Here is a 26955-nt window from a genome sequence, read left to right on the forward strand (position 1 = left end):
ATGACAGGGGAGACGGGGGAGACCATGGCAGACAGCGAGGAACTGGCCGACCGGTTCGAGGAGCACCGGGGGCGGCTGAAAGCCGTCGCCTACCGCATGCTCGGATCGCTCGCCGAGGCGGAAGACGCCGTCCAGGAGGCCTGGCTGAAGCTCAGCCGCACCGACGCGGACGACATACAGAACCTTGGCGGCTGGCTCACCACGGTGACCGGCCGGGTCTGCCTGGACCTGCTGCGCTCGCGTGCCGTGCGCCGTGAGGAGCCGATGGGCGACACCCAGGACACGGTGGGGGCCTTCGTCCCGGACCCCGTGCTCAGGCCGCTGTCGCACATCGACCCGGCGGAGGAGGTGCTGCAGGCCGACGCGGTGGGCCTGGCCCTGCTCGTCGTCCTGGAGAACCTGGAGCCCGCCGAGCGGCTCGCGTTCGTGCTGCACGACATGTTCGCCGTGCCGTTCGACGACATCGCGCCGATCGTGGAGCGCAGCCCGGCCGCGACCCGGCAGCTGGCGAGCCGGGCCCGGCGCCGGGTGCGCGGCGCCACCCCGGCGGCCGAGCCGGACCTCGGCCGGCAGAAGGAGGTCCTCGACGCCTTCCTGGCCGCCTCGCGCGGCGGGGACTTCGAGGCCCTGCTCGCGCTGCTGCACCCGGACGTGGTGCTGCGGGCCGACTCGGGTGCCCTGGTGCGCGGCGCGGCCGCGTCCAAGGTCGTCCAGGGGGCGAAGACGGTGGCGGAGCAGGCGCTCATGTTCGCCCGGTTCGCAAAGTCCGCGGAGCTGGTGCTGGTCAACGGCTCGGTCGGCGTCGTCAACGCGCCGGGGGGACACGTGCAGTCGGTCATGGGCGTCACGATCGCCGACGGCCGGATCACCGGCATGTACATCCTGGCCGACCCCGAGCGGCTGGAGCGCCTGGAGGCGCCCGGACTCACGGGGTGACTCAGGCGGCCATCACCAGGTGAGTTCTCATTTCGTATGCTGAACGTCATGCGAGATCACAAGGCCGCTCGGGCGGAACTGCGCGGCGACTGCGAGCGGTGCTTCGGACTGTGCTGCGTCGCCCTGCCGTTCGCGGCCTCGGCCGACTTCGCCGTCGACAAGGACGCCGGCACCCCCTGCCGCAACCTCCAGAGCGACCACCGCTGCGGCATCCACGCCCGGCTGCGGCAGAAGGGGTTCACCGGCTGCACGGTCTACGACTGCTTCGGCGCCGGCCAGCAGGTCTCGCAGATCACCTTCGGCGGCCAGGACTGGAGGTCCGGACCGCCCGAGCACGCCCGCCGCATGTTCGACGTCTTCCCGGTCGTCCGCCAGTTGCACGAGCTGCTCTGGTATCTGACCGAGGCGCTCGCCCTGCCCGCGGCCCGTCCCGTCCACGCCGATCTGAGGGGTGCCCTGGAGAAGACCGAGGAGCTGACCGGGCTGACCCCCGAGGAGCTTGCCGGGCTGGACGTGGCGGCGCACCGCCAGGAGGTCAACGTCCTGCTGCTGAGGACGAGCGAACTGGCCAGGTCCGGCACCAAGGGCCGTAAGAAGAACCGCCGGGGCGCGGACCTCATGGGCGCCCGCCTGAAGGGGGCCGACCTGCGCGGCGCCAACCTCCGCGGCGCCTACCTCATCGCCGCCGATCTCACCGGCGCGGACCTGCGGGGCGCGGACCTGATCGGTGCCGACCTGCGCGACGCGGACCTCACGGACGCCGACCTGACCGGGGCGTTCTTCCTCACCCAGCCGCAGCTGAACGCGGCCCGGGGGAGTGCCGGGACCCGGCTGCCCGAGTCAGTCACCCGACCCGGGCACTGGACGGCGCAGGTCTGAGGCCGGCTCCCGCACCGGCGTCCGGCGCTCCGGGTGCAGCCGCAGCTCCTCCGGCATCAGCGTCAGCCGCTCGGTCACGCGCAGCCGGTACGCCGGGTCGGGCCGCAACTCGTAGCGGCGCAGCAGCAGGCCCAGCACCAGCGTCGCCTCGTGCAGGGCGAACTGGCGTCCGATGCAGGCCCGCGCCCCGGTCCCGAACGGCTTGAAGGTGTGCGGGGCCCGGGACCGTACGGCCTGCGCCTCGAAGCGGTCCGGGTCGAACCGCTCGGCGTCCGCGCCCCACACCTCCGGGTCCCGGTGCAGCATCGGCGTCAGCACCAGCGCCCACGCCCCGCGCCGCATGGGATGCTCCCCGGCCAGCACGGTGTCCTCCCGGGCCTCCCGGGCGAAGGCCGGCGCGGTCGGCCACAGCCGCAGCGACTCGTCCAGCACCCGGCGGACGTAGCGCAGCCTGGCCACCTGCTCGTAGGCCGGTTCCGCCGTGTCGCCCCAGACGCGGTCCACCTCGGCGCGCGCCCGGGCCGCGACCTCGGGGTGGCGGGAGAGGTAGTGCAGCGCGAAGGAGAGCGCGCCGGACGTCGTCTCGTGGCCGGCGACGAGGAAGGTGATGACCTGACGGCGGACGTTCCGCGGCTCCAGCCGCTCCCCGGTCTCGGGGTGGGCCGTCTCCAGCATCCGGTCGAGCAGGTCCCCGTCCCCGCGGCCGGAGGCGCGCCGGGCCCGGATCAGCTCGTCGACCGTGTGGTTGAGATGGGCGATGTCGGCGGCGTTGCGGCGGCTCGCGCTGCGCAGCAGCAGCGGGGCCAGCGGGAAGGGCACCGTGTTGAGCCGCTGCGCGTACGTCAGCGTGCCGACCATCGCGGTCACGAAGGGATGCGGCCGGGAGCGTTCGAACGACCCGAAGTCGTGGCCGAAGCCGGTGCGCGCGATCGTCTCCAGCGTCAGTTTCGTCATGTCGCCGGGCACGTCCACCGCCCGCCCGGCCGCCGCCGCCCGGTCCCAGTGCTCCGTCAGCCGCCGCGCGACGGCCAGCATCATCGGGTGGTATCCGGCCATGGCCTCGCGGCTGAACCCCGGGGCGAGCACGTCGTGCGCCAGCTGCCAGTTCGGCTCGTGGTTGTACGCCGTGAACAGGCCGTCCCCGGCGACCGGCCGCAGGTTCGCTATGCCGAGGCCCACGTGCTTGGCGAACCGCGACTCGTCCGCGAGGTCGGCCGCGTGCCGGGCGCCCCACACGAACACGAACTCCTTGCCGAAGGCCTTCCGTCGGAAGACCGGGCCCAGTTCGCGGGCGTACCGCAGCGAGTCCTGCAGGGGAGTGCGCCGGTTCACGCCCACCACGTCACCGAGCAGCGGGATCCGGCGCGGCGGGTGCGGAATGCGCTCCAGCTCCGGCCAGCCCTGCTCGGCACCGCGGAAACCCTTGGGCAGCCCGTCCCGTGTCGGCGCCTCCGTCATGACGCGATCTCCCTTGATCCAGCGGCGGGTTCGCACGTGTTGTACGTGGGTTCAATAGCGCCGTTCAGTCTGGTCCCGTTGTTGAACCGGCGTCAAGTAAAGTGCGGGCATGGCCGCGAACCAGAGCGGACGCACGCGCCGCCGGCTCAGCACCGAGGAGCGCCGTGAGCAGCTTCTGTCGGTCGGGGCACGGCTGTTCTCGGAGAGCCCGTACGACGACGTGTGGATCGAGCAGGTCGCCGAGATCGCCGGGGTGTCGCGCGGGCTGCTGTACCACTACTTCCCGACCAAGCGGGACTTCTTCGCGGCGGTCGTCGAGCGCGAGAGCGAGCGGATGCTGCGCATGACGGCGGCGGTGCCCGGCGTCCCGGTGCGCGAGCAACTCGCGGGCGGTCTGGACACGTTCCTGGAGTACGTCCAGGCCCACGCCCATGGCTACCGCGCCTTCCACCGTGCCGACGCGGCAGGGGACCAGGCGGTGCGCCGCGTCTACCAGCGGGCCCTGGCGGCGCAGGAGCGGCAGATCCTCGCGGCGCTCGCCGCGGACCCCGAGTTCGGCCCGGCCTTCCAGGAGCGGCCGGAGGTGCGGCTGGCCGTGCGCGGCTGGCTGGCGTTCACCACGTCCGTCTGTCTGGAGTGGCTGCGCGGCACGGAGTTGAGCCGGGATCAGGTGCGCGAGCTGTGCGCCCGTGCCCTGCTGGGCGTCCTCACTCCCTGAAAGGCCTCGTAAAGATCACGTGACGTGGTTGGCGCACGCCCCGATCTTCGATAGGTTAGGCAAGGCTTACCTAAGGAGGTCTGGGATGGGTGACGACAGCCACAGCTGGACGGCGGCCCCTGCCGCTGCGGAGCGGGCACGCTCGGTGCTCGCCGCCGCGTGGTCCTGCTCGGTGACCGCGGAAGGCACGCGGGAGGAGCTGGTCGGGGCGCACACGGTGACCGAGGACGGCCGGGTGCTGGTGGACGTGCCCGGGGACAGTGCCCTGCTCGGGGCGGCGATCTGCGCGCCCCGCGGCGAGCCGTCCGCGGTGCTGGAGTTCGCCGACGTGGCGCCCGTCCCCGTGCGCAGCCGGATCCGCGCCCGGCTGTGGCTCGCGGGCTGGTTCACCGTCGAGGAGGAGGGCCGGCTGGCCTTCCGGGCCACGCGCGTGGTGCTGCGGCAGCCGTCCGGGGCCGTGGTCGTGGACCTCGACGACTTCGCCGCCGCGACGCCCGACCCGCTCACCACGGCCGAGGCCCGGCTGCTGACGCACCTCGCCGACTGCCACGCGGACGCGGTCGAGCGGCTCACCCGGCTCGTCGACTCCGACAGTCTGCACGGCGCGGTCCGCGTCCAGCCGCTCGCCGTCGACCGGCACGGACTGACCCTGCGCATCGAACGCGCCCGCGCCCACGGCGACGTACGACTCGCCTTCCACACACCCGCCGACGACGTCTCGCAGCTCACCGAGCGCATGCACGTCCTGCTCAGCCAGGCGACCGCCGCGGCCTGCCCGCGGGCCCTACAGTGGCAGCGCACAGACGGCGACCGGTGACGGAAACGGTTCACCGGTGCGCCGCAGCGCGCCGCTCGCCTCGTCCACGCCGAAGACGGTCACCGTGCCGGACCTCTGGTTCGCCGCGAACAGCAGCGTGCCCTCCGGCGAGAGGGCGATCTGGCGCGGGAAGTCCCCGCCCACCGGCACGGTGTCCAGCAGCTCGAGCCGGGCGCCGTCCGCCTCGACGGCGTAACGCGTGAGGCTGTTGTCGCCGCGGTTGGCGAGAAAGGCGTAGCGGCCGTTCGGGGTCACCAGGAACTGCGCCGGGTAGTTGGTGCCCGGGCCGGTGCCCGTGGACTGCGGCTCACCGACCGTGACGCGGCCGGAGGCGGGGTCGTACGCGCAGACCGCCACCGTGTTGTCGACCTCGTTCGCGAGGTAGGCGTACCGGCCGCCGGGGTGGAACGTCAGGTGACGCGGGCCCGCACCGGGCCGGGTCCGCGCCTGGGCGACCTCCGTGAGCGTGCCGGCCTTCGCGTCCAGCCGGTACGTGTAGACGGTGTCCGTGCCCAGGTCCACGGCGAGCACGTGCCCGCCGTCGGGGCTGGTGAAGATCTGGTGGGCGTGCGGACCCTCCTGGCCCGGCCCCGGCGCCGGACGGGAGTGCCGGACGAGATCGGTCCGCTCGCCCAGGGTGCCCGAGGCGTCGATCGGATGCACCGCCACACTGCCCGAGCCGTAGTCCGCGCTGAACAGCCAGCGCCCGCCCGGATGCACCGACAGGTGGCAGGGGCCCGCGCCGCCGGTGCTCCGGCTGCCCAGGATCTTCCGGTCGGACAGCCGGACGGCCGTCACGGCGCCGTCGTCGCGCTCGTTCACCGCGTACAGCGTGTGGCGGTCCGGGTGGATCGCGAGGTACGAGGGGTTGCCGACGCCGGTGAGCGTGCCGGTGCCGGTGATCCGGCCCGTCGCCGCGTCGTACGTGGCCAGGCCGATGCCCTTGCCGCCGCCCTCGACTGAGGTGTACGTGCCGAGGTAGAGGGGGCGCGGGCCGGACGGACGCCGGGCCTCGCGGGACGGGCTCACGCTCGCCCCGGGTGCCGTCGGACTCGTCGGGTCCGCCGGCGCGGGCGCGTCGTCACAGCCGGGCAGCGCCGCCGCGGCGGCTCCACCCGCCAGCGCGCCGACGAACCTGCGCCTGCTCCAGCCACCACTGCCCATATCGCCCCTCAGGTCGTCACTCGTCCCCGCCGCGACAGCCACCTTGGCGTGGATCACCCGCCGGGTGCAACAACGGCACCGGGCGTTGCGCGGGACGCAATCGACTCCAGCTGGCCGCTCAGCGATAACGCCCGCCGACCCCCGTACGGTTCCGCCACATCTGCTCCTGAACGCCGAGGCGCTCCCGCAGCCGCGTCAGGCGCGGCAGCCGCACGCGCTGCTCCCGCGACACACGGTCCAGTTCCTCGAACAGGCGCCGGGTGCGGTGCTCGGTGTCGAGCTCGTCGAGGATCCGGTTGACCTCCGTCAGGACGGCACCGAGCAATTGCCAGTGCTCCGTCTCACGCTCGGCCTCCTCGCGCAGCAGCAGGGCCAGCTTGTCGCGGGTGCCCGCCGCGGTGCGCAGTTCCGCGGCGAGACGTTCCTCCGCCGACTCGGCGCTGGCACTGAGGTGAGTGGTCACCAGCACCGCGAAACTCACCACGGCGTCGGCGATCTCGGACAGCAGCTGCTCCAGCGCGGCACCCGTCTCGGAATCGAACAGCGGCTCCGGCTCGCGCTCCTTCGCGAGGTCGGTGAAGGAGCGCGCGAGCACGCGCAGGACGACCGTGCAGATCTCCAGCGTGTCCAGGCCGGTGCGCAGCACCACCCGGTGCAGCAGGCCCTCCCGCACGCGCGGATTCAGCCGCAGGCTGTCCTCCGCCTGCCGGAGCGCCGCGTCCACCTCGACGATGTCGTGGTCCAGGCGCCGCGCCTCGTGCAGCCGCTCCACCGCCTGGTCCGGGGGCGTACCGCCGGCGGCCTCCTCGCCCATGCGCAGCATCAGCTGCCGCAGTCGGCGCGCCAGCCCCTCGATCGACTCGCCCGCCTCCTCCACCCACACCGGGGGAGCCAGCAGCAGATTGCAGCCGAGCCCGACGACCGCGCCGATCAGCGTCTCCACCACCCGGGCCCAGGCGGTGTCCCCGACGGTGGTGACCCCGAGCACCAGCATCGCGCTGATCGCGACCTCGGGTACGTACTCCTCCACCCGGACCAGCCGTCCCACGGCCAGCGAGGCCACGAGGAGCAGTGCCAGGCTCCACCAGGTCAGGCCCACCAGAAGGCTGAACGCGATGGCGACGAGGACGCCGGTCACCACGGCGTTCACCCGCCGGAAGCCGTTGGTGAGCGTGGCGTACAGGGTCACCTGGACGACCAGCAGTGCCGTCAGGGGAGCGGTGAGCGGTGCCGGCTCGGGGCTCAGCCGGAGCGCGATGACGTACGCGATCGTCGCCGCGAACGCGGACCGCAGCGTCTGGACGACCACCGGGTCCCGGCGCTTGTGCAGGATCCGTCTGGCGTGCGCCGTCCACTCACGTACCTCTCGCATCCTCGGGCTGTTCCCCTTCCCCTGGCGCATCGAACGCGTTCATGAAGGACGTTAACGCCGGGGGAAACCGCGGGCGACCGAGGGCCTCAGGCGTGCACCTTGTCGAGGAAGGCGGCGAGATGGCTCCGGGTCCGCTCGATCTGCTCCTGAAGGGTGAGGCTCTCGTCGAAGCGGGTCCCGCTCTCCGGCACCTTCTTCCCGCGCAGGTACAGCGAGCAGGCGAGGTCGGTGCACATGTACGCCCCGACGGAGTTGCCCTCACGTCCGGCCGCTCCCGCCTTCCGGGCGGTCATCAGCGACACACCGCCGCGGGGATGCGTCGTCAGGCACAGCGAACACATGCTGCGCTGCAGAAAGCCCCGCTGCGCCGCCTGGAACCGCATCGCCAGCCCCACGAGCCGCCCCTCGCGCTCGGCGACCAGATAACTCCGGTCGGGCGCCCCCGGATCGCGCCACCCGAGGAAGCCGAGATCGTCCCAGGGCCGCTCGGCGAGGTCCCGGGGGACGGTCAGACGCTTGGCCTCTCCCTTGGAGCAGTTGACAAACGAGTTGCGGATGTCGTGTTCGGTGAGTGATCTCATGGGAGGGCTCCTGGTCGTCGTCGGGCGAAACCTAGGGGTCCTAGGTTTTGTGGTGTCAGGGTAAAAGCATCGACGGAGGGGGAGCCAGTGGATTTTCGTGAGGTCGCGTCGGTTCGGGCCCGGGCGGCGCTGCGCCATGTGGCGGGCGGCTCGTCGGGGCCCGCCGTCGATCCGGACGTGCGGATCACACTGAACTTCCACCCGGACCGGTCGGCGGGCGGGGTGCCGATCCTCGTGGCGCTCGCCCGGGACGGCGCCTACCACTCGCAGTTCGTCACCGGCACCGGCAACGGCGGTCTGACGGCCCGCCCCGGCGGCGACCGGTGGCGCTGGGAGAGCCGTATCTTCGGCGGGGTGTACGACGAGGCGACCGCCCACGAGCGGCCCGTCTACGGCGCCCTGAACTTCCGCCGGCAAGTGGTCGGCGCGGCGCCGCGCTTCGGCTCCTCGCACTTCCGGCTGCGCGCCGGCGCCCTGACCCGCGCCACGTTCTGCTACCCCGACAGCGCCGCCGAGCCCGCCGACTTCGGCGTGGCGGCCGGCATGTCGCTCATCGCGCTGGCCGAGGCGGACGAGCGGGACGCCCTCGACGACTACATCGAGGCGCACGTGCACGGCGGCGTCGACCTCGCCCGGGACGTGGAGGCACTGGTGCTGGACGCCTGCTACCGCGGCACACCGGTCGAGGCCGCGGCCCGGCGCCTGCCCTGCCCCGTCGAGTGGCACCCCGGCTACCGGATCACGGTGGCCGGACTGCGGCGCCACGCCGACTACCGCGGCCGGGAGTACGCCGAACTGGGGGCGCGGATCGCCCGGGACGGCCTCGTCGACCCGCGGGTCATCGGCGACGCGGCCCGGACGGGCCGGTACGAACTCCAGGACCTGAAGAAGGTGTGGCACACCCTCGCCCGCTTCGGAGCCCCGGAGGGAGCGGGCACCGCCTACTCCGCGGCCGGGGCCTCCGGCGGCCAGACCCCCGGGGTGAGCACCCCCAGCGCATAGGCGCGGGCCACCAGCTGGGTGCGGTTGGCGGCGTGCCAGCGGGAGGACAGGCGGCGCAGGTGGTAGGTGACGCCGTCGGTGGTGAGGCCGGTCTCGCGGGCGGCCCGGGCCGTGGTGGCGCCGGCCGCCAGCAGGGCCAGGATGCGGGCCTCCATGGGCGTGACCCGGTCCTGCTCGGCGGGCGGGGCGGGGGAGGGGGCGCGCTCGCCCTCCACGCGCAGCATCACCAGCAGCGCCGGTGTGTCCTCCGCCGTGTCGCTCACCGGGTCCGCCGTCAGCTCCCCGTACCGCTCCGTGCCGCCGGGTGCCTCCCAGCAGACCGACACCTGGTAGCGCGAGCGGTGCCGCAGCCGCAGGGCCTCGGCGATGCGCTCCACCTGTGTGGCCTCCCGCGGGCTGAACAGGTCCAGCACGTCACGGCCGCGCAGCCGCCCCGGCGTCGTACCGCACTCCGCGGCCATCGCCGGATTGGCCAAAAGCACCGCGCCGTACACATCGCACACCGCGACCGGCATCGCGATCCGGTCGAAGAGGAGCAGGGCGCGGTTGCGCCATGTCACGGCCTCCTGCCGGGGCTGGTCCACGAGCTTCTCCTGCCATGCCGGGCCGCCCCGCGCAAGAGCGACGCATCTGCTTGTACTACACAATCATGTAGGGGGGCGGCGCGGCCCGCCGGGTCCCGTGGATCACGCTGGATCGCAGTACTTCCGTACCGCGAAAGGCAGTTGTCGCGTCATGCGCCCCACCGCACAGACCCCCCGGCCCGCAGACGGCCTCTCCGGCGTCCCCGTCGCCGACATCTCCGGCACCGGACCCGGGGACGCGCCCATCCAGCAGGCCATGGACCTGATGCGCGAGCACGGGCCCGTGTTCGTGCGGCGGCTGTACGGACGCGACACCCTGTTCGTGGGCGACCTGGACCTCGTGGCCGAGCTCGCGGACGAGCAGCGGTTCGCCAAGCACATCGGGCCCGGCCTGGAGAACGTCCGCGAGTTCGCCGCCGACGGCCTGTTCACCGCGTACAACGACGAGCCCAACTGGGCCAAGGCGCACGACATCCTCATGCCCGCCTTCGCGCTCGGCTCGATGCGGACCTACCACCCCGTGATGCTGAAGGTGGCCCGCCGGCTCATCGCGTCCTGGGACCGCGACGCCCGCGCCGGGCAGCCCGTCGACGTGCCCGGCGACATGACCCGCATGACCCTCGACACCATCGGACTGTCCGGGTTCGGCTACGACTTCGGCTCCTTCGAGCGCTCCGAGCCGCACCCCTTCGTCGAGTCGATGGTCCGCTGCCTGGAGTGGAGCATGACCCGCCTCGCGCGCGTCCCGGGCAAGGACTACTCGGCGCAGGACGCGGCCTTCCGCGACGACTCCGCCTATCTCGCCCAGGTCGTCGACGACGTCATCGCCGCCCGCACCGGCACCGACCAGAGCCAGGCCGACGACCTGCTCGGCCTCATGCTCACCGCCGAGCACCCCGCCGACGGCAGCACGCTGGACGCCGCCAACATCCGCAACCAGGTCATCACCTTCCTCATCGCCGGCCACGAGACCACCTCCGGCGCCATGTCCTTCGCCCTGTACTACCTCGCCAAGCACCCGACCGCACTCCAGCTCGTGCAGCGCGAGGTCGACGAGCTGTGGGGCGACCAGGACGATCCCGAGCCGACGTACGACGAGATCGGCCGGCTCACCTACACCCGCCAGGTCCTCAACGAGGCGCTCCGGCTGTGGCCCACGGCCGCCGTCTTCTCCCGGGAGGCCCGCGAGGACACGCTGCTCGGCGGCCGCGTCCCGCTGCGCGCCGGGCAGTCCGCCCTGGTGCTCACGCCGATGCTGCACCGGCAGCCGGTGTGGGGGGACAACCCCGAGCTGTTCGACCCGTCCCGCTTCTCCGCGGAGGCGGAGGCGGAGCGCCCGGTGCACGCCTTCAAGCCGTTCGGCACCGGCGAGCGCGCCTGCATCGGACGGCAGTTCGCCCTGCACGAGGCGACCATGCTGCTGGCCATGCTCGTCCACCGCTACCGGCTGAGCGACCACGCCGACTACCGGCTCCACGTCAAGGAGACCCTCACCCTCAAGCCCGAGGGCTTCACCCTCACGCTCACCCCGCGCACGGCCGCCGACCGTGCCCACACGCCGCTGCCCGGCGCCGCCCCGGCCCAGGACTCCCGGTCGGCCGAACCGCAGGGCCTGCCCGCGCGCGTCCGTCCCGGCACCGCCGCCCTCTTCCTGCACGGCAGCAACTACGGCACCTGCCGCGACTTCGCCGCCCAACTCGCCGACGAAGCCGCCGCCGTCGGCTGCGAAACCCACGTCGCACCCCTGGACGCCTGCGCGGGCGGCCTGCCCACCGACCGGCCCGTCGTCATCACGGCCGCCTCCTACAACGGCCGCCCCACCGACGACGCCACCGCCTTCGCCGCCTGGCTGGAGGAGACCCACGACCTGTCCGGCGTGACGTACGCCGTCCTCGGCGTCGGCGACCGCAACTGGGCCGCCACCTACCAGCACGTCCCCACCCGGATCGACGAGCGGCTCGCGGAGTCCGGCGCCGCCCGGCTGCTCGACCGCGCCGCCGCCGACGCCTCCGGTGACCTCACCGGCACGGTACGGGAGTTCACGACGGCCCTCCGCATCGCCCTGCTGGAGCGGTACGGCGACCCGGACGCCACGACCCCGGAACCCCAGCCGACGGCCGCCTACGAGGTCCGCGCCCTGACCGGCGGCCCACTGGACGCCCTCGCCGAACGGCACGAGCTCGTCCCCATGCGGGTCACCGAGGCGTACGACCTCACCGCACCCGGCTACGCACGCCGCAAGCGGTTCGTCCGCGTCGCGCTCCCGGACGGCGTCACCTACGGCACGGCCGACCACCTCACCGTGCTGCCCGCCAACCACCCGGACCTCGTCACCCGCGCCGCCGCCGCGCTCGGCGCCGACCTCGACACCGTCCTGGACATCCGCGCCACCCGCCCGCGCCGCGACTCAATCGCCGTCGACCGCCCCGTGACGGTACGTCAGCTCCTCACCCATCACGTGGAGTTGCAGGAGCGCCCCAGCGCCGGGCAACTGGCCGTGCTCGCCGCCGCCAACCCGTGCCCGCCGGAGCGCACGGCCCTGGCCGCCCTCACCGACGACCCGCGCACCCTCGTGGAGATCATCGAGGACCACCCGGCCCTGCGCGGCGCCCTGGACTGGCCGCAGCTCCTCGACCTCCTCACGCCGCTGCGCCCCCGCCACTACTCCATCTCCTCCTCGCCCGCCGTCGACGCCGGCCACGTGGACCTGATGGTGTCGCTGCTGGAGGCACCGGCCCGCTCGGGCAGGGGCGTATACCGGGGCACCGGATCAGGCCACCTGGCCACGGTCGAGCCCGGCGACACGGTGTACGCGCGCGTGCAGCCGTGCCGCGAGGCCTTCCGCATCGACGCCACCGGCGGATCCGCACCCGTCGTCATGGTCGCGGCGGGCACCGGCCTCGCCCCGTTCCGCGGCGCCATCGCCGACCGCGCGGCCGCCCTCGCGGCAGGTGCCGAACTCGGCCCGGCCGTCTGTTACTTCGGGTGTGACGCGCCCGACGCCGACTTCCTGCACGCCGACGAGCTGCGCGCCGCCGAGACCGCCGGAGCCGTCTCGCTCCGCCCCGCCTTCAGCGAGACCCCCGAGGGCGAGGTGCGGTTCGTGCAGCACCGCATCGCCGCCGAGGCCGAGGAGGTCTGGGCCCTGCTGGCCGCCGGAGCGCGGGTGTACGTCTGCGGTGACGGTTCGCGGATGGCGCCCGGAGTGCGGGAGGCGTTCCGTACGCTGTACCGCAAGCACACGCCCGGCGCCGACGAGACGGCCGCCGAGCAGTGGCTCGACGGGCTGGTCGCGGACGGGCGTTACGTCGAGGACGTGTACGCGGCCGGCTGACCGGAGGCGAAGGGGAGGGGTGGGCACACAGTGGTGGACTCCTGGGAACGGGCCCGGCACATCCTGGAGGCGGCGGGCCTTGATCCCGGCCACCTCGCCCACCTCGCCCCGCTGACCGGCGGCACGTACAACACCGTCGAGGAACTCCGCCTCACCGACGGCACCCGCTATGTACTCAAGATCCCGCCCGCCGCGGCCACCCCCGGCCTCCGGCACGAGCGCCGGCTCCTCGTCTCGGAGGCCGAGTTCTACCACTCGGCCGCCCAGGCCGGAGTCCCCGCACCGCGGCTGGTGTCCATGGGGGACGACTTCCTGCTCATGACGGCCTGCCCGGGCGACACCTGGGACGGCACGCTCACCGACGCGGAACAGACCGCACTGCGCAGGGAGCTGGGAAGCCGGACGGCCCGGCTGCACCGCGTGACCGGCCCCGGCTTCGGCTATCCCTCCGGCGCCCTGGGCCCGCTCGCCCCCGACTGGCGGACCGCGTTCACGACGATGTTCGACGCCGTCCTCGACGACGCCCGGCGCTACGGGGCGCGGCTGCCCCGCCCCGTCGACGCGGTGGCCCGGACCGCCCGGTCGGCGTACGGCGCCCTCGACGAGGTCACCGTCCCGTGCCTCGTGCACTTCGACCTGTGGCGGGGCAACATCCTGGTCGACCGCTCGGGCGGCGACGCCCGCATCGGCGGCCTCATCGACGGGGAGCGCATGTTCTGGGGCGATCCCCTGGCCGACTTCGTCTCCCTGGCGCTGCTGGGTGACATCAGGCAGGACGAGGCGTTCCTGGCGGGCTACCGGGAGGCCGGCGGCAGGGCCCGCTTCGACACTCCGGCCCGCCTCCGGCTGGCCCTGTACCGCGCCTACCTGTACCTGATCATGCTCACCGAGACGATTCCGCGCGAGGTCGGAGAGGAACAGGAGCGCTGGGTGCAGGAGGCGGTCGCTCCGGAGCTGGTCGCGGCTCTGGACGAGATCGAGGGGGCCTCTCGGCCTCCCCGTGAGCGGACATCGTGAACACCCTGCTGGAGCGGGCTCCGCGCTGAGGTTTCTCAGGTCACCGCGGAGGTACTCGCGTGGCGCCCGGACCAGTGAAGGGAGCACGCCGTGACCGACCACCGCTTCGAGGGACCCGGCGAGAACGGTGACCCCGTGCCGCGGGACATGCCGGACCAGCAGGCCGACGCCGGCGAGGACCCGTGGGAGGTCGCCCCGCGCTTCACGGGCACCGGCAAGGACCGCGAGGACGACGGGGACGAGGCCGACGAGCCTGTCGACGATGTTCCCGACACCGACGAAGCGGGGACGGGACGGCAGGGAGAACCGCGCTCGGGAGCCGTCCACCCCGAGCATCCGGCGCCGGACGAGTCCTCCGCCTGATCCTCCGCCTGAGCGCCGATGGCCGCAGCCGACCGTGAGGGCCGGCTGCGGCCATCGGTCGTCTCGGTGGCCATCAGCCGTCTCGGTGGTGGCGGGGACCTGCGGTCAGCCCACCTTGCGTCCCCGCATCGGTTCCGTGCGGGCGCCCGCGCCCTGCTGGAGGCCCTGGAAGAACTCCTCCAGCACCTCCGTCGCCGTACGCTCCGGCCGCCAGCCGAGTTCCGCACGCGCACGCGTGCAGTCCATCAGGGGCAGCCGCAGCACCGCGTCGAACAGGTGCGGGGAGGCGGGCAGCAGGTGCAGGCCCCAGGCGGCGGCGATCGCCGAACGGGCCGCGGTGCGCGGCAGTCGTACCGGGCGTGCACCGAGCATCTCGCCCAGCACCTGTGCGTCGACCGACGGCTCGGCCGCCAGGTTGAAGGCACCCCGGGCGTCGGAGTGCACGGCCAGCCGGTACGCGTTCGCCGCGTCGTCCGTGTGCAGCGCCTGCACTCGCAGCCCCGGGATGTCGGGCAGGAAGGGCAGCAGTTCCGGGCGGACGAGCGGGCCGGGCAGGAAACGCCCGCCGAAGATCCGGCGCTGCTCGCTCGCGGACTGCCGCTTGAAGAGGAAGGCGGGCCGCATCCGCACCACCCGCGTCTCGGGGTGGTCGCGCTCGAACGTGTCCAGCGCGCGCTCCAGATAGGCCTTCTCCCGGCAGTACGCGGCGTCCGGCCAGCCGTGCGTCGGCCACGACTCGTCCACCGCCCGGTCCTTCGGGCCCGGTGAGTACGCGCCGACCGACGAGGCGTGCACCAGCGCCGGCACGCCCGCGGCGGCCACCGCCTCGAACACCCGCATGCTGCCGAGCACATTGGTGCGCCAGGTCGCCGCCGGGTCGTGCGTCGGCTGGAACGCCCAGGCCAGATGGACCACCGCGGCGGCACCCTGGAACTGCTCGTCCAGATCGGACTCCTCGGAGGCCAGGTCGACCGCCGACCAGTCCGTCTTCGGCGGCGACCAGTCGGGGATCCGCCGGGCCAGGCCCAGCACGGACGTGACCTCCGGATCCTCCGAGAGGAGGCGCACGACGCTGGTGCCCACGTTGCCGGTGGCGCCCGTGACGACGATCCTCATGCCCGTTCCGCTGCTCACGATCCGCTCCTCTCGGCCGCGACCGTCCTCGGGGATGACCGAGTACCCGGGTCGGGCCGAATGCACCTGCGCAGCCGATCGCGCGCGGGCAGAGGAAAGCCCCGGCCGGACGGGGGAATCACGGCCGGGGCGGCTCTGGAGGTGGGCGTGAGTCCCGGGACACTGTCCCGTCCACACCCACGTGTTGTTCAACGAGGAACTACCTTGGGGTGTTCCGGGCTCGGACCTCCTTAGCGGTGATGTGTGTCACCGCTCCTCGTGCCCCGGAAGGATCTCGGCCCACAGGTTCTCGGCCTGGAGCAGCAGCGTGCCGAGCACCGCCGTGTGCGCGGCGCCCAGCCCGGCGTGCTCCCGCAGCCTTTCCTGCAAGTATTGGTGCAGCTCCCGCATCCTCTCCTCCCTCTCGTCGTCCGGGCGGGGGTCCACGCTGCCGTTGAGCAGGCGGTCGGCCTCCGCGTTGCAGACGCCCCCGAGCAGGTCCAGCAGATCCGCGTACGAGCGAAGGGCCGCGGCCTCGGGCGGGGCGGGCGTGCGGTTGTCGTCCACGGCCACCGCGAGCGCCCGGGTCAGGGCGGTGACGTGCCCGGTGACGCGGCCGAGGCGTTCGTCCTCGTCCGGCGGCGGCAGGGGCATGTGCGGAACGCGGTGCAGGGCGCGCAGCGGGCCGTAGGTCAGGCGCAGGCTCTCCTGGCTCCAGCGGCGTGCCGAGCGCAATGCGTCCAGATGGTGCTCCAGCCGTGCCGAGGCGTTGAGCCAGCCTGCGGCGGTCTGTGCGTCCCAGTCGCCGTCGTACAGGTCCGCGGCGACGGAGCGCAGCACGTCGCCCGACTGCCGGGCGAGGGTCGCCAGGTTCTCCCGGACGTCCCGCAGATGGATCGGCGGCAGGACGATCGCGTTGACGGCGACGCCGATGACCGCGCCGAGCGCCGCCTGCCCCACCCGGTGTCCGACGCCGTCCAGGCCGGCCATGCCCGAGGTGAGGGTGAACAGGGCCGTGGTCGCCGCGTAGATGCCCTGGTCGCCGAAGCGGGGCCAGTTCGAGAGCAGCATCAGCACCGGGACGGACAGGGCGAGCGCGCCCGTCGTGTCGCCGGTGAGGGCCAGCGCCGCCGAGGCCAGCACGGTGCCGACGCAGATCGCCCCGAACTGCCGTGCGCCCTGCACCAGCGAGCTGTAGACGGTGGCCTGCACCAGCACCAGCGCGACCCACGGCGCCATCAGGGCCAGCGGGTCGCCCATCCAGACGCCGCCCACCAGCCAGGCGATCACCGCCGCAGCGGCGGCCTTGAGCGACTGGACGACCAGGTCCCGCTCCCGCCCGGGCTTCCGCCAGGCGGCCCGCACGGCATGCACGGCCGTCCGCGCCTCCCGCCGCACGGCATCCAGCGGCCGCATGGAGCGGACCCCCTGCCCGAGATCCTCCATACGCGCCCGCAACGCATCGGCGGTCACCCGGCTGTCCGCCGCCGTCCGGGCCCGCCCCTCCCGGGCCGACGAGCTGTCCGTCACCCGGCCGGACGACGCCTCCCCGGCCGCCCGGCCGTCCGTCGCGTTGTGGGGCCGTGTCCCCTGCGCCGTCCGGCTGCCACGCGTCTCGTCGCGCTCCGCCCCCCGGGCCGAGGGGTTGGCTGTCGCCCTGTCCGGCCGTTCCTCCGGGGCCGTCCGGCTGCTGTTCGTCTCGTGGGGTCCCGCCTTGCGGGCCGAGGGGTTGGCTGTCGCCCTGTCCGGCCGTTCCTCCGGGGCCGTCCGGTCGCCGCTCGTCCCGTCGGGCCCCGTCTCCCGGGCCGACAGGCTGTCCTCCGGGTCGTCGGACCGCTTCCCCCGGGCCGTCCGGCTGTCCGTCGCCTCGTCGGGTCCCGCCCCCCGGGTCGGCCCCCCGGAGGGGCCGGTGTCGTTCGCCGTCGCGGATTCGTCCTTGCGGCGGCCGAAGGCGTGAGCCGCCCGTCGAACCACACTCCTCACACGCGTCATGCGCGGCGAGTATCCGCGTGACCGGGGGTTTCACGCCGCCTCATGCAAGCGGACCGTCCCGCAGGGACGACAGCAGGTGCGCGGGGTCGGCGTAGACGGCGTCCGCGCCGGACTGCTCCAGGTCGGTGCGCGGGATGCCGCCGCACAGGACGCCCACACAGCGCACCCCGGCGCGGCTGCCCGCCCGCATGTCCCACACGGTGTCCCCGACGAAGACCGCCCGCTCCGCCGGCACCCCGGCCAGGCCCAGGGCGTGCTCGACCGGCTCGGGCGCGGGCTTGCCCGCGTCCACGTCGTCGGCGCTGGCCGTGGCGGTGATGGCGTCGTCCGCGTCGATGGCCCGGCGCAGCGCGCTCAGCTCCGCGCCACCGGCAGAGGTGGCCAGCACCACCGTCCAGCCGTCCCGGTGCAGCCGCCGCAGCAGCGCCCCCGCCTCCGGCAGCGCCGGCAACCGGTCGAAGTACTGCCCGTACAGAGCCTTGTGCGCCGCGCTGATCCCCGCGTCCTGGTCCGTGTCCCGGTCCTCGCCGAGCAGGTGCGCGACGAGGTCGGTGGAGGCCAGGCCCACGGCCCGGTGAATGGCGTGCATCGGCACGTCGTGGCCCGCCTGCCGGAAGGCCTCCCACCACGTCACGACGTGCAGGTGGTTGGTGTCGACCAGTGTGCCGTCGACGTCGAACACGGCCGCCCGTCCCGACTTCGCCATGCCTACGATCCCTTCCTCTCGGCCCGCTCTCCGGCCCGCCCGGGTACCACCTCAGCCGCCCGTCACGCCGGACGGCACCCGCCGCTCACGGGTCCAGGCCAGCAGCTCCTCCAGGGACCACGTCGTCACCACCCGCTCCGACGGCACCCCGCACTCCTCGGCCCGCGCGCACCCGTTGATCTGCCAGTCCAGCTGCCCCGGCGCGTGCGCGTCGGTGTCGACGGAGAACAGCACTCCCGCGTCCACCGCCCGGCGCAGCAGCCGCCGCGGCGGGTCGAGCCGCTCCGGCCGGCTGTTGATCTCCAGGGCCGTGCCCGTCTCCGCGAGCGCCGCGAACACCTCGTCCGCGTCGAACTCCGACTCGGGCCGCCCCCGCCCGGTCAGCAGCCGCCCCGTGCAGTGCCCGAGCACGTCCGAGTGCGGATCACGGACGGCGGCCACCATCCGCCGGGTCATCGAACGGGCGTCCATGCGCAGCTTGGAGTGCACGGACACCACGACGACGTCGAGCCGGTCCAGCAGCTCCGGCTCCTGGTCGAGCGAGCCGTCCTCGAGGATGTCGCACTCGATGCCGGTCAGCAGCCGGAACGGCGCCCAGGTCTCGTTCAGCTCCGCCACCACGTCCAGCTGCTCCCGCAGTCGCTCGGCCGACAGCCCGCGGGCCACCGTCAGGCGCGGCGAGTGATCGGTCAGCGCCGCCCACTCGTGCCCCAGCGCCGCCGCGGCCCGGCCCATCTCCTCGATCGGGCTGCCGCCGTCCGACCAGTCGGAGTGCAGATGGCAGTCGCCGCGCAGCAGCGCCCGCAGCCGCTCGCCGCCCCGTACGGCCGGCGGCTCCTTGGCCTCGCCCTCCAGCTTGCGCAGATAGCCCGGCACCTCACCGGCCAGGGCCTCCCGCACCACCTGCGCGGTCTTCGGGCCGACCCCCTTGAGCGACTCCAGCGAGCCGGCGTCCGCCCGTCGGCGCACCTCGTCCGCGCCCAGTTCCTTCAGCACCCGGGACGCCGTACGGAAGGCGCGCACGCGGTACGTCGGTGCCAGGGACCGCTCCAGCAGGAAGGCGATCCGGTCCAGTGCCTCGACGGGATCCATCGCCACCTCCACCGTCAAGGGTTCCCCAGCGCCCGGCGGGCCGCACGACGGGCGCGCGGTTTGCCCGGTAGGCACCCGGGTACTGCGATGCCTCGTCCCGAACGCCCCGACGAGGAGGCCCCGCCATGTCCGCTCCCACCGCGCCGCCCAGCAAGGTCGCCGTGATCACCGGCGCCGACTCCGGCATCGGCAGGGCCACCGCCGTACGGCTGGCCCAGGCGGGCATGGACGTCGGCATCACCTGGCACAGCGACCACAAGGGAGCGGAGGAGACGGCCGAGGAGGTCCGGGCGTACGGGCAGCGGGCCGAGGTCGCCCGGATGGACCTCACCCGGCTGCCCGACGCCGCCGACACCGTCGACGAGCTGTGCGAGCGCCTCGGCCGTCTCGACGTGCTGGTCAACAACGCCGGCACCGGCACCATGACGCCCTTCCTCGACCTGGAGCTCTCCGACGTGCGCGAGGTCCTGGACGTCGATCTGGTCGGGCCGTTCCTGTGCGGGCAGAAGGCGGCCCGGCAGATGATCCGGCAGGGCGACGGCGGGCGGATCGTCAACGTCACGTCCGTGCACGAGCACCAGCCGCGCGTGGGCGCCGCCCCGTACTGCGCGGCCAAGGGCGGTCTCGGTCTGCTCACGCAGGTCATGGCGCTCGAACTCGCGGAGTACCGCATCACCGTCAACGCCGTCGCCCCCGGCGAGATCTCCACGCCCATGACCGGGCAGGAGGACACCGACCCGCACACCGAGAACCGCCCCGGCGTGCCGCTGGGACGGCCCGGCGACGCCCGCGAGGTCGCCGCCGTCATCGCCTTCCTCGCCGGCCCGGACGCCTCGTACGTCACCGGCGCCTCCTGGAGCGTCGACGGCGGCATGCTCCGTATGGGCCCGCAGGCCGGCTCGCACCTGACGAGCGACGACTGGCGCCGCCCCTGACTGAACCCGGCACTACCGCCGGTTGCGTTCTACGCTCGATGCATGACCGAAAGCTGGAGCCCGTACATATCCCACCCGCGGATCATGGTGCTCGGGGTACAGCCGGGCACACCGCCGTTCCGGATCGTGCAGATCGACGGCCAGGTGGTCGGGGAGGCCAAGGCCATCACCGACGTACTGTCGGCCGCCGCCGCGTTCGGCATCACGGTCCACGACCTGGACGATCCGGACGTGGTCCGCTGGGTCGGCGGCGACAAGTTCACCTGGACAGTGCACTAGGCCCCGACAGTGCACCAGGTCCCCACCGTGCACCAGGCTTCGACCGTGCGCTAGGACTTCCCGGGCGCCGGCTTCCGCCCCGCCCGGCCGCGGCGCGGCCCGCGCGCGTGGACCACGCGGCTCAGCCGGCGGCCCAGGAGCAGGTAACCGATCAGCGCGCCCGCGGTGTTCAGGATGACGTCGTCGATGTCGAAGGCGCGGCCGGTGACCAGCGCGCCCTGGGCGAACTCCACCAGCAGCATCACCACGGCGGTCAGCAGCAGCACGCGCAGGATGCCGCGCGTGCGCGGGGCGACGACGGGCACGAGCACGCCGAAGGGGACGCCCAGCAGGATGTTGCCGCCGATCTGCCGGACGGCGTCCCGCAGTTCCGGCTGGTCGAGATAGGCCCTCAGCGAGCGGCCCGGATGAAGATTGGTGTGGGTCAGCGCCTCCGACGCGGGCGAGGGCTGGAGCGTGAGCCGGGCCAGCACCACGGCGAAGGCCACCATGAACGTGAAGGCGCACAGCATCGCCAGCAGCCGGACGGGCAGCGGCAACTGGCGTCGCTCGCGGCCGGAGCCGGCCGTACGGGGACGTGAGGCTGCACCGGCCATTGTGTCCTCCAGTCTTCAACTTCCCTGCGTGATAAGGCGGTTACCCACGGGCGCCCCGACGATGCCGCCGGGGGCCGTTCCCAGCCACGGTTTCCCCGCCTTCCGCCGGGGCACTCCGCCCTGGGAGCCGCCGCGCGCCGTCGCGTCCCGCAGCCGGGGCGGTGCTTGGATGACCGCCACAACGATCAGCGCCCGTGGAGGTGGCGTGTGAACCGGCGCACGACGCTCCTCGCCGTGGCCGAGGTACCGCTGTGGTGGGCCGCGCTCACCGCGCTGTGGCTGGTGTTCGTCACCACCGTCGACCCGCTGGAACTCGCGGTCGGCGCGGGCGCGGCCCTCCTCGGGGCGCTCGCGGCGCGCGCCGCGCGACGGGCGGTGACCGGACGGTGAACGGCTGGATCCTTGCCGCGACGCTCACCCTCGCCGCAGGCCTGACGGCGGCCCTGTGGGGCGTCGCCACCGGACCGCTGCGGCGCCGGGTCGTCGCCCAGAACCTGTCCACCGCGGTGGCCTGCCCGGGGCTGCTGCTCCTCGCCCAGGGCTACGACCGCCCCTCCTACGTCGATCTCGCCCTGGTTCTCGCCCTGCTCGGCCCGGTCGGCACGCTCGTCTTCGCCCGGCTGCTCGCCGCGGAACTGGCCGAGGACCCGCCCCGCGCCCGGGGCGTGACCTGGGCGGCGGCCGGCCTCGGAGCCGTGGTCGTGCTGGCGCTGTGCGCGGTCACCGGGCCGGGCCGGGCGATGGCCAAGCTCCTGGTGACGGGAGCCCTGCTGATCGGCGGCAACCTCGTCGGGGGCGGGCACGGCACCGTCGACCCCGACGAACTCTCCGAGCTGCGCGGCTGATGCACCACCTGCTGCCGCTCCTCGTCGCCGTCCCGCTGCTCGGTGCCGCCCTGCTGGCCGCCGGGGGCCGCCGAGTGCCCCGGGCCGTCGCCGAGTCCGCCGGCTGCGCGGTCTCCGCCGCAACCGCGGCCCTCGCGGTCGTGCTCCTGCTCGACTCCTTGCCACCGCAGGTGGAGTGGGTGGGCGGCTGGGTGCCCGTGCGCGGCGAGAGCGTCGGGATCGTCCTGGTGGGGGACGGGCCGGGGCTCGGCATGGCAGCGCTCGCCTCGACGCTGACCCGGGCCGCCCTGGTGTACTCATGGCACTACTTCGAGGAACCGCCGCGCGGGCATCCCGGATCGTTCCCGGCGCTGCTGCTGCTCTTCCAGGCGGGCATGTGCGGTTTCGCGATGGCGGGCGACCTGTTCAACGCGTTCGTGTGGTTCGAGCTGATGAGCGTCGTCGCCTACGCGCTGACCGGCCACCGGGTCGAGGAGGCCCGGGCCGTGCAGGGCGCGCTGACCTTCGGTGTCGTCAACTCGCTGGGCGCGTACGCGATGCTGATGGGCATCGGGCTGCTGTACGCCCGCACCGGCGAGCTGGGCATGACGCGGATCGGGCAGGAGCTGGACGTGCACGGCCCGCCCGACGCGCTGGTCCTCGCGGGATTCGTCCTGGTCCTGACCGGGCTGCTGGTCAAGGGCGCCGCCGTCCCGTTCCACTTCTGGCTGCCGGACGCGCACGCGGTGGCCCCCACCCCCGTCTGCATGCTGCTGTCGGGCGTCATGGTGGAGCTCGGCGCCTTCGGCGTGTGGCGGGTCCACGACACCGTCTTCTCCGGACCGGGCGGGCTGCCCGCCGCCGACGTGGAGCGGGCCCTGGTGGCACTCGGCGTGCTGACGGCGGTCGTCGGCGCGGTCATGTGCTGGTACCAGCGGCACGTCAAACGGCTGCTGGCCTACTCGACCGTCGCCCACATGGGGCTGTTCCTCACCGGCATCGGCACCCTCACCCCGGAGGCGGACGACGGGGTCGCCCTGTACATCCTCGGGCACGCCGGTGTGAAGGCGGCGCTGTTCGCCTGCACGGGCATCCTCCTCGACCGGTACGGCTCGGTCGACGAGCACGCGCTGTACGGCCGGGCGCGGCGGCTGCGCGGAGTGGCCGTCCTGTTCGCCCTGGGCGGTCTCGGCCTCGCCGGGCTGCCGCCCTTCGGCACGGTGCTCGGCAAGTCGGTCACGGAGGAGGCCGTGGGCGGCCCGCTCACCGTGCTGTACGTCCTGGCGAGCGCGGTGACCGCCGGGGCGGTTCTGCGGGTCGCCGCGCGCGTGTTCCTCGGCCTCGGCCCCAGGCCGGAGGAAGGGGACGCGTACGAGACGACCGGCTCCGGGCGAGGAGCCCGAGACCCGGCAGCGGCTGAGCCGGATCCCGGACACCATGACGGCGGTCCCGGCGGTGCTGCTCGCCGGATCCCTCGCCGTCGGTGTGGTCCCCGGCTTCGGCGGCGCGGTGGGTCACGCCGTGCAGGAGGCCGGAACCGGCGGCCTGGTGCACGTCTCCGTGCACTGGACCCCGCCCGGCGTCCTGCTCGGCCTCGCCTCCACCGCGCTGGCGCTCGCCCTCGCGGCGGTGGCCGTCACCCGGCCGCGGCTGCTCGCCGCGCCGGACCGGGCGCTGCCGCTGCGGCGCCTGCAGTCCGGGCACGTCGGGGACTACGTGGCGTGGCTGCTGGTGGGCACCACGCTGCTGGGCGCGCTGGCCCTGCCCGGGGTCCTCGGGAGCTGATCAGTTCCCGTACGAGACGCGCACCTCCTTGAAGCCCAGGGAACGCAGCAGGCCTTCGAGCATGCCCCTGGTGTTGGTCTCGGCGCGGGCGGTCAGCTCGCTCTCCTTCGCCGCGTCGCCGATGTGCCGTACCGCGAGTTTCTGCACGGCCTGTTCGCCGTTGGGATTGTCCGAGAAGAGGTCGCCGAGGCGGTCGAAGAGACCGCGCTGCTTGGAGACCGCGTAGGAACGGTCGGGGTCCAGGGCCGGCTTGCCCAGTCGCGCGTGCGGCAGCCGGAGCGTGGCGGACGTGCGGTCGCCGTTGACCTGCACGTCGTCGTCGCCGACCTTGCCCAGGTCGACGTAGGCGTCGACGGTGCCCGCACCGACGTACAGGGTGCGGGTCCCGCGGATCGCGTCGGGGAGGAACTTGGCGTCCTTCTCCAGGTCCACGACGACCTGGAAGTTGCCGGAGGCGGCGTCGTAACGGCTGAGGTCCTGGATGGACTTCAGCAGCGCGGGGCCGGACCGGTCGTGGGTCTCGGTGCCGAACAGGTCCTTCAGGCCCGGGATCACGCTCAGCCGGATCCCGGCGAAGAACACCACGAGCACCAGCACGAGCGCGCCCACGACCTTCGCCCAGCCGGGCACGCGCCGGGGGAGACGCTTGACGGGAGTCGTCATGCGACGGCCCTCCTTCCTACTGTCCGGATGCCCGCCACGGGCCTTGCCAGACCGGCGGGTTGAGGACGGGAGGACGTCAGCGGAAGCACGGGAGGGCGCACCCGGGCATCACACCGGGCCGGACGCGGCCTCCGGCTGCTCCAGGGCCGCGTCCAGCGTCGGCTGCGGGGGCAGCAGCCGGGACAGGCCGGTGATCCGCAGGACGCGCAGCGTCAGCGGGTGGGCGCAGACGAGGAGGAGCTGCCCGTCCCGGTCGAGCACCCGGCTCCTGGCCCGGTACAGCAGCCGCAGGCCCGAGCAGTCGAAGAACTCGATCCGGCTGAGGTCGATCACGACCCGGGCGGCGCGGCGGTTCGTCTCCCGGTCCAGGTGCGGGGCGATCTCCGTGGCCGCGGCGAGATCGATCTCGCCACGGAACTCCAGCACCGTGTGTCCCCGTTCCTGGCGGACGCGCAGATGCCGGGTGAGCGGTGCAGGTTCCTGCCGCACGACGAGATCGCCTCCAGCCTGCTCCGTGCGTGGGGAGGGGCCGCGGTCCTCAGAACCGTTCCCCGCCCTGCAAGTTACCCTCCAACGAGTGAATTTGAGCATGTTCGATTGACATATGTCTCTGAATTGCGGCCGAGTTGGCCGAGGTTCGCGCGGGGGCGTGCGCGGGGGCATGCGCGGGCGTGATTCCCGGCGTGCGCCTCGGGCTCCGACAGGGCGTCTCCGGGTTGCGACAGGACGTCCCCGTGCTACGAAAGGGCGTGCCAGGCCTTGATCAGGGCCTGGCGGAACTGCTCGGTCTGGTGTGCCGTGAGGTCGCGCACCATTCGCTCCTCCAGCTCCCGGACGGGCCCGGCGTACTGTGAGAGCAGCTCCCGCCCGGCGTCGGTGAGCAGGATCAGCAGCTCGCGGCGGTTGCGGGGGTTGCGCTCCCGGCGCACCAGCCCGCGGCCCTCCAGGGAGCGGACGAGGTCGGCGATGGACTGCGCGGTGACGAAGGAGTCGCGCGCCAGCTGGGCCGCCGACAGTCCGTCGTGCCGCTCCAGGACGGTCAGAGCGGTGTACTGCAGAGCGGTGATCCCGGAGGGTCTGACCAGGTCGTCCAGGTGGGAGCGCACGACGAGCTCCACCTGCTTGACCATGTAGAGCAGGGAAGGGGGCGCCTTGGTCACCTGTGCCTCGAGCATGGATGCAGGTTAGAGCATTGACAGGAAACCTGTCTGTAATGAGACTGCGAACCAACAGGAATCCTGTTTGTTGAAATCTTGGCGACGACGCTGAGGAGCGGCGATGACCACCTTCGAGAGGGAACCCGGACAGCTGTTCATCGGGGGACGGTGGCGCGAGGCCGCCGACGGAGCGCGTACCGAGGTGGTCGACCCGTCCCGGGGCACGGTCGTCACCACCGTCGCGGAGGCGGGCCCGGCCGACGTCGACGCGGCCGTGCGGGCCGCCCGCGAGGCCTACGACGACGGCGCCTGGTCCGGCCTGAGCGGCCGCGAGCGTGGCCGGGTGCTGCACCGCGTCGCCCAGCTGATCCGTGAGAACGCCGACGAGATCGCCGCACTGGAGAGCCTCGACGTCGGCAAGCCGATCACACTGTGCGGCGCGGTCGACGTGACGAACGCGGCCAACGACTACGAGTACTTCGCCAACCTCGCCCAGAGCCAGGACGGCGCCCTGCGCGACACCCCCATGAACGCCCTCGCCTACACCAGGCGCGAGCCGCTCGGCGTGGTCGCCGCGATCACCCCGTTCAACTTCCCGCTGATCCTCGCAGGCAGCAAGCTCGGCCCCGCGCTGGCGGCCGGCAACACCGTCGTCCACAAGCCGGCCGACGAGACCCCGCTGAGCGCCCTGTACATGGCCCGGCTGTTCCAGGAGGCGGGGGTGCCCGACGGCGTGGTCAACGTCGTGACCGGCAGCGGCCCGGTGGCCGGCGAGGCGCTGCTGCGCCACCGCGGTGTCGACAAGGTCGCCTTCACCGGCTCCACCGCGATCGGCCGGCACGTGGCGAGCGTCGCCGGCGAGGCCCTCAAGCCGGTCACCATGGAGCTCGGCGGGAACGCGGCCCACCTCGTCTTCGAGGACGCCGACCTGGAGAAGGCGGTGGGCGCGGTCATCAAGGGCTTCGTCTTCAACACCGGCCAGTTCTGCATGGGCGGACCGCGCCTGCTGGTGGCCCGCTCGGTGTACCCCACGCTGCTCGGCATCCTCGCTGATGCCGTGCCCGGTGTGCCGGTCGGCGACCCGCGCGACCCGGCCACCGTCATCGGCCCGATGGCGGCCGAGAAGCACCTGAAGAAGGTCGAGGAGTACGTCGCCCTGGCCCGCAAGGAGGGCGCCCGGATCGTCTGCGGCGGGGAGCGGCTCGACCTGGACGGCGGCTACTACTACAAGCCGACCGTCATCGCCGACCTGTCCAACGACTCCCGGGTGATCCAGGAGGAGATCTTCGGCCCGGTCCTCACCGTGCAGCCCTTCGACGACGAGGACGAGGCCGTCGCCCTAGCCAACTCCACGCCCTACGGCCTGGCCTCGGGCGTCCAGACCACCAACCTCGCCCGCGCGCACCGGGTCGCCGACCGGCTCCAGGCCGGCATCGTCTGGGTCAACGACTGGGCGATGCTCGACCCCGCGGTGCCCTTCGGCGGCGTGAAGGACTCCGGCTACGGCCGCGAGTACGGGCCCGAGGCCCTCGCCGGTTACACCAAGGTCAAGTCCGTCGTCGTCTCGCTCGACTGAGACAGTCGTCAA

Annotated in this window: 26 protein-coding genes and 1 pseudogene; 14 read left to right on the forward strand and 13 right to left on the reverse strand. The window is 73.3% G+C overall.

Features of this window, described 5'->3' with window-relative positions; all coding sequences use genetic code 11:
• Positions 1–24: 24 nt before the first annotated feature.
• Together sigJ and MQE23_RS40460 are read left to right on the forward strand one after the other, a co-directional pair.
• A complete protein-coding gene (gene sigJ / locus MQE23_RS40455) occupies positions 25–936 on the forward strand; it encodes an RNA polymerase sigma factor SigJ (RefSeq protein ID WP_243381776.1) in 912 nt (303 codons plus the stop codon).
• A gap of 36 nt (positions 937–972) precedes the next feature.
• Entirely contained in the window at positions 973–1815 is an 843-nt protein-coding gene (locus MQE23_RS40460) for a pentapeptide repeat-containing protein (protein WP_243381777.1), read from the forward strand.
• Here MQE23_RS40460 and MQE23_RS40465 read toward each other — a convergent pair.
• The gene (locus MQE23_RS40465) at positions 1777–3273 is read right to left on the reverse strand and encodes a cytochrome P450 (protein WP_020272126.1); all 1497 of its coding nucleotides are present in this window, start codon (positions 3271–3273) and stop codon (positions 1777–1779) included. The genes MQE23_RS40460 and MQE23_RS40465 overlap by 39 nt on opposite strands.
• A gap of 109 nt (positions 3274–3382) precedes the next feature.
• Between MQE23_RS40465 and MQE23_RS40470 the strand changes: the two genes are divergently transcribed.
• Positions 3383–3991, forward strand: a complete 609-nt coding sequence (locus MQE23_RS40470) for a TetR/AcrR family transcriptional regulator (RefSeq protein ID WP_020272125.1) — start codon at positions 3383–3385, stop codon at positions 3989–3991.
• A gap of 85 nt (positions 3992–4076) precedes the next feature.
• Positions 4077–4808 (forward strand): DUF2470 domain-containing protein, encoded by a 732-nt coding sequence (locus MQE23_RS40475; RefSeq protein ID WP_020272124.1) that lies wholly within the window; start codon positions 4077–4079, stop codon positions 4806–4808.
• Here MQE23_RS40475 and MQE23_RS40480 read toward each other — a convergent pair.
• From MQE23_RS40480 to MQE23_RS40490, 3 genes are all read right to left on the reverse strand, one after another.
• Positions 4776–5972, reverse strand: a complete 1197-nt coding sequence (locus MQE23_RS40480) for a lactonase family protein (RefSeq protein WP_243382914.1) — start codon at positions 5970–5972, stop codon at positions 4776–4778. The two genes, MQE23_RS40475 and MQE23_RS40480, sit on opposite strands and share 33 nt — an antisense overlap.
• Positions 5973–6090: 118 nt before the next feature.
• Positions 6091–7344, reverse strand: a complete 1254-nt coding sequence (locus MQE23_RS40485) for an FUSC family protein (RefSeq protein ID WP_243381778.1) — start codon at positions 7342–7344, stop codon at positions 6091–6093.
• Positions 7345–7430: 86 nt separating this feature from the next.
• On the reverse strand, positions 7431–7925 hold the full coding sequence (locus MQE23_RS40490) for an FBP domain-containing protein (RefSeq protein ID WP_243381780.1): 495 nt from the start codon (positions 7923–7925) through the stop codon (positions 7431–7433).
• A gap of 87 nt (positions 7926–8012) precedes the next feature.
• Here MQE23_RS40490 and MQE23_RS40495 point away from each other — a divergent pair, with 87 nt between their 5' ends.
• Positions 8013–8927: a DUF3626 domain-containing protein gene (locus MQE23_RS40495; RefSeq protein ID WP_020272119.1), complete on the forward strand. Its 915-nt coding sequence runs from the start codon at positions 8013–8015 to the stop codon at positions 8925–8927.
• On the opposite strand, the gene MQE23_RS40500 is transcribed toward MQE23_RS40495, so the two are convergent.
• Positions 8867–9511, reverse strand: coding sequence for a PAS domain-containing protein (locus MQE23_RS40500; RefSeq protein WP_243381781.1), 645 nt, complete (start codon positions 9509–9511; stop codon positions 8867–8869). The two genes, MQE23_RS40495 and MQE23_RS40500, sit on opposite strands and share 61 nt — an antisense overlap.
• A gap of 151 nt (positions 9512–9662) precedes the next feature.
• On the opposite strand from MQE23_RS40500, the gene MQE23_RS40505 reads away from it, so the two are divergent.
• The 3 genes from MQE23_RS40505 (at position 9663) to MQE23_RS40515 (ending at position 14225) form a co-directional block, all read left to right on the forward strand.
• Complete coding sequence (locus tag MQE23_RS40505) at positions 9663–12845, forward strand: cytochrome P450 (RefSeq protein ID WP_243381783.1); 3183 nt, start codon at positions 9663–9665, stop codon at positions 12843–12845.
• Between the two features lie 30 nt (positions 12846–12875).
• Positions 12876–13862, forward strand: coding sequence for an aminoglycoside phosphotransferase family protein (locus MQE23_RS40510; RefSeq protein WP_020272116.1), 987 nt, complete (start codon positions 12876–12878; stop codon positions 13860–13862).
• Between the two features lie 90 nt (positions 13863–13952).
• Positions 13953–14225 carry a hypothetical protein gene (locus MQE23_RS40515; RefSeq protein ID WP_020272115.1) on the forward strand — a complete coding sequence of 91 codons (273 nt, stop codon included), beginning with the start codon at positions 13953–13955 and terminating at the stop codon, positions 14223–14225.
• A gap of 105 nt (positions 14226–14330) precedes the next feature.
• Here MQE23_RS40515 and MQE23_RS40520 read toward each other — a convergent pair whose 3' ends face one another.
• The 4 genes from MQE23_RS40520 to MQE23_RS40535 all read right to left on the reverse strand — a co-directional run bounded on the left by MQE23_RS40520 (position 14331) and on the right by MQE23_RS40535 (position 19128).
• A complete protein-coding gene (locus MQE23_RS40520) occupies positions 14331–15359 on the reverse strand; it encodes an SDR family oxidoreductase (RefSeq protein ID WP_243381785.1) in 1029 nt (342 codons plus the stop codon).
• A 246-nt stretch (positions 15360–15605) separates the two neighbouring features.
• Positions 15606–16754: an aromatic acid exporter family protein gene (locus MQE23_RS40525; RefSeq protein ID WP_243382916.1), complete on the reverse strand. Its 1149-nt coding sequence runs from the start codon at positions 16752–16754 to the stop codon at positions 15606–15608.
• A 616-nt stretch (positions 16755–17370) separates the two neighbouring features.
• Entirely contained in the window at positions 17371–18036 is a 666-nt protein-coding gene (locus MQE23_RS40530) for an HAD family hydrolase (protein ID WP_020272112.1), read from the reverse strand.
• Positions 18037–18087: 51 nt separating this feature from the next.
• Positions 18088–19128 (reverse strand): PHP domain-containing protein, encoded by a 1041-nt coding sequence (locus tag MQE23_RS40535; protein WP_037668724.1) that lies wholly within the window; start codon positions 19126–19128, stop codon positions 18088–18090.
• Between the two features lie 125 nt (positions 19129–19253).
• Here MQE23_RS40535 and MQE23_RS40540 point away from each other — a divergent pair, with 125 nt between their 5' ends.
• Together MQE23_RS40540 and MQE23_RS40545 are read left to right on the forward strand one after the other, a co-directional pair.
• Positions 19254–20063: an SDR family oxidoreductase gene (locus tag MQE23_RS40540; RefSeq protein WP_020272110.1), complete on the forward strand. Its 810-nt coding sequence runs from the start codon at positions 19254–19256 to the stop codon at positions 20061–20063.
• A 42-nt stretch (positions 20064–20105) separates the two neighbouring features.
• A complete protein-coding gene (locus MQE23_RS40545; protein WP_020272109.1) occupies positions 20106–20342 on the forward strand; it encodes a hypothetical protein in 237 nt (78 codons plus the stop codon).
• 50 nt (positions 20343–20392) lie between these two features.
• Here MQE23_RS40545 and MQE23_RS40550 read toward each other — a convergent pair whose 3' ends face one another.
• Positions 20393–20938 carry a VanZ family protein gene (locus MQE23_RS40550; RefSeq protein WP_037668717.1) on the reverse strand — a complete coding sequence of 182 codons (546 nt, stop codon included), beginning with the start codon at positions 20936–20938 and terminating at the stop codon, positions 20393–20395.
• A 207-nt stretch (positions 20939–21145) separates the two neighbouring features.
• Between MQE23_RS40550 and MQE23_RS40555 the strand changes: the two genes are divergently transcribed.
• From MQE23_RS40555 to MQE23_RS40565, 3 genes and pseudogenes are all read left to right on the forward strand, one after another.
• Positions 21146–21328 (forward strand): hypothetical protein, encoded by a 183-nt coding sequence (locus tag MQE23_RS40555; protein WP_020272104.1) that lies wholly within the window; start codon positions 21146–21148, stop codon positions 21326–21328.
• The gene (locus MQE23_RS40560; protein ID WP_243381787.1) at positions 21325–21783 is read left to right on the forward strand and encodes a monovalent cation/H+ antiporter complex subunit F; all 459 of its coding nucleotides are present in this window, start codon (positions 21325–21327) and stop codon (positions 21781–21783) included. The genes MQE23_RS40555 and MQE23_RS40560 overlap by 4 nt, the downstream gene beginning before the upstream one ends.
• Positions 21783–23547, forward strand: a pseudogene (locus MQE23_RS40565) (complex I subunit 5 family protein). Before MQE23_RS40560 ends, MQE23_RS40565 begins: the two are co-directional and overlap by 1 nt.
• Here the strand turns inward: MQE23_RS40565 and MQE23_RS40570 are convergent.
• The 3 genes from MQE23_RS40570 to MQE23_RS40580 form a co-directional block, all read right to left on the reverse strand.
• Positions 23548–24210 carry a DUF4230 domain-containing protein gene (locus MQE23_RS40570; protein WP_037668715.1) on the reverse strand — a complete coding sequence of 221 codons (663 nt, stop codon included), beginning with the start codon at positions 24208–24210 and terminating at the stop codon, positions 23548–23550.
• A 108-nt stretch (positions 24211–24318) separates the two neighbouring features.
• Positions 24319–24699 (reverse strand): anti-sigma factor antagonist, encoded by a 381-nt coding sequence (locus MQE23_RS40575; protein ID WP_020272099.1) that lies wholly within the window; start codon positions 24697–24699, stop codon positions 24319–24321.
• Between the two features lie 248 nt (positions 24700–24947).
• Positions 24948–25385 (reverse strand): MarR family transcriptional regulator, encoded by a 438-nt coding sequence (locus MQE23_RS40580; protein WP_020272098.1) that lies wholly within the window; start codon positions 25383–25385, stop codon positions 24948–24950.
• A 103-nt stretch (positions 25386–25488) separates the two neighbouring features.
• Here MQE23_RS40580 and MQE23_RS40585 point away from each other — a divergent pair, with 103 nt between their 5' ends.
• Positions 25489–26943 (forward strand): aldehyde dehydrogenase family protein, encoded by a 1455-nt coding sequence (locus MQE23_RS40585; protein WP_243381789.1) that lies wholly within the window; start codon positions 25489–25491, stop codon positions 26941–26943.
• The last annotated feature ends 12 nt before the right edge of the window (positions 26944–26955 follow it).

This window comes from Streptomyces sp. HP-A2021, from assembly GCF_022807935.1.
Taxonomy (GTDB): Bacteria; Actinomycetota; Actinomycetes; order Streptomycetales; family Streptomycetaceae; genus Streptomyces; species Streptomyces afghaniensis.

Coding starts and splice junctions, on each gene's coding strand:
- sigJ (WP_243381776.1), top strand. CDS start 25: ATGGCAGACAGCGAGGAACTGGCCGACCGGTTCGAGGAGCACCGGGGG.
- MQE23_RS40460 (WP_243381777.1), top strand. CDS start 973: ATGCTGAACGTCATGCGAGATCACAAGGCCGCTCGGGCGGAACTGCGC.
- MQE23_RS40465 (WP_020272126.1), bottom strand. CDS start 3,273: ATGACGGAGGCGCCGACACGGGACGGGCTGCCCAAGGGTTTCCGCGGT.
- MQE23_RS40470 (WP_020272125.1), top strand. CDS start 3,383: ATGGCCGCGAACCAGAGCGGACGCACGCGCCGCCGGCTCAGCACCGAG.
- MQE23_RS40475 (WP_020272124.1), top strand. CDS start 4,077: ATGGGTGACGACAGCCACAGCTGGACGGCGGCCCCTGCCGCTGCGGAG.
- MQE23_RS40480 (WP_243382914.1), bottom strand. CDS start 5,972: ATGGGCAGTGGTGGCTGGAGCAGGCGCAGGTTCGTCGGCGCGCTGGCG.
- MQE23_RS40485 (WP_243381778.1), bottom strand. CDS start 7,344: ATGCGAGAGGTACGTGAGTGGACGGCGCACGCCAGACGGATCCTGCAC.
- MQE23_RS40490 (WP_243381780.1), bottom strand. CDS start 7,925: ATGAGATCACTCACCGAACACGACATCCGCAACTCGTTTGTCAACTGC.
- MQE23_RS40505 (WP_243381783.1), top strand. CDS start 9,663: ATGCGCCCCACCGCACAGACCCCCCGGCCCGCAGACGGCCTCTCCGGC.
- MQE23_RS40525 (WP_243382916.1), bottom strand. CDS start 16,754: ATGCGGCCGCTGGATGCCGTGCGGCGGGAGGCGCGGACGGCCGTGCAT.
- MQE23_RS40530 (WP_020272112.1), bottom strand. CDS start 18,036: ATGGCGAAGTCGGGACGGGCGGCCGTGTTCGACGTCGACGGCACACTG.
- MQE23_RS40535 (WP_037668724.1), bottom strand. CDS start 19,128: ATGGATCCCGTCGAGGCACTGGACCGGATCGCCTTCCTGCTGGAGCGG.
- MQE23_RS40540 (WP_020272110.1), top strand. CDS start 19,254: ATGTCCGCTCCCACCGCGCCGCCCAGCAAGGTCGCCGTGATCACCGGC.
- MQE23_RS40545 (WP_020272109.1), top strand. CDS start 20,106: ATGACCGAAAGCTGGAGCCCGTACATATCCCACCCGCGGATCATGGTG.
- MQE23_RS40550 (WP_037668717.1), bottom strand. CDS start 20,938: ATGGCCGGTGCAGCCTCACGTCCCCGTACGGCCGGCTCCGGCCGCGAG.
- MQE23_RS40570 (WP_037668715.1), bottom strand. CDS start 24,210: ATGACGACTCCCGTCAAGCGTCTCCCCCGGCGCGTGCCCGGCTGGGCG.
- MQE23_RS40580 (WP_020272098.1), bottom strand. CDS start 25,385: ATGCTCGAGGCACAGGTGACCAAGGCGCCCCCTTCCCTGCTCTACATG.
- MQE23_RS40585 (WP_243381789.1), top strand. CDS start 25,489: ATGACCACCTTCGAGAGGGAACCCGGACAGCTGTTCATCGGGGGACGG.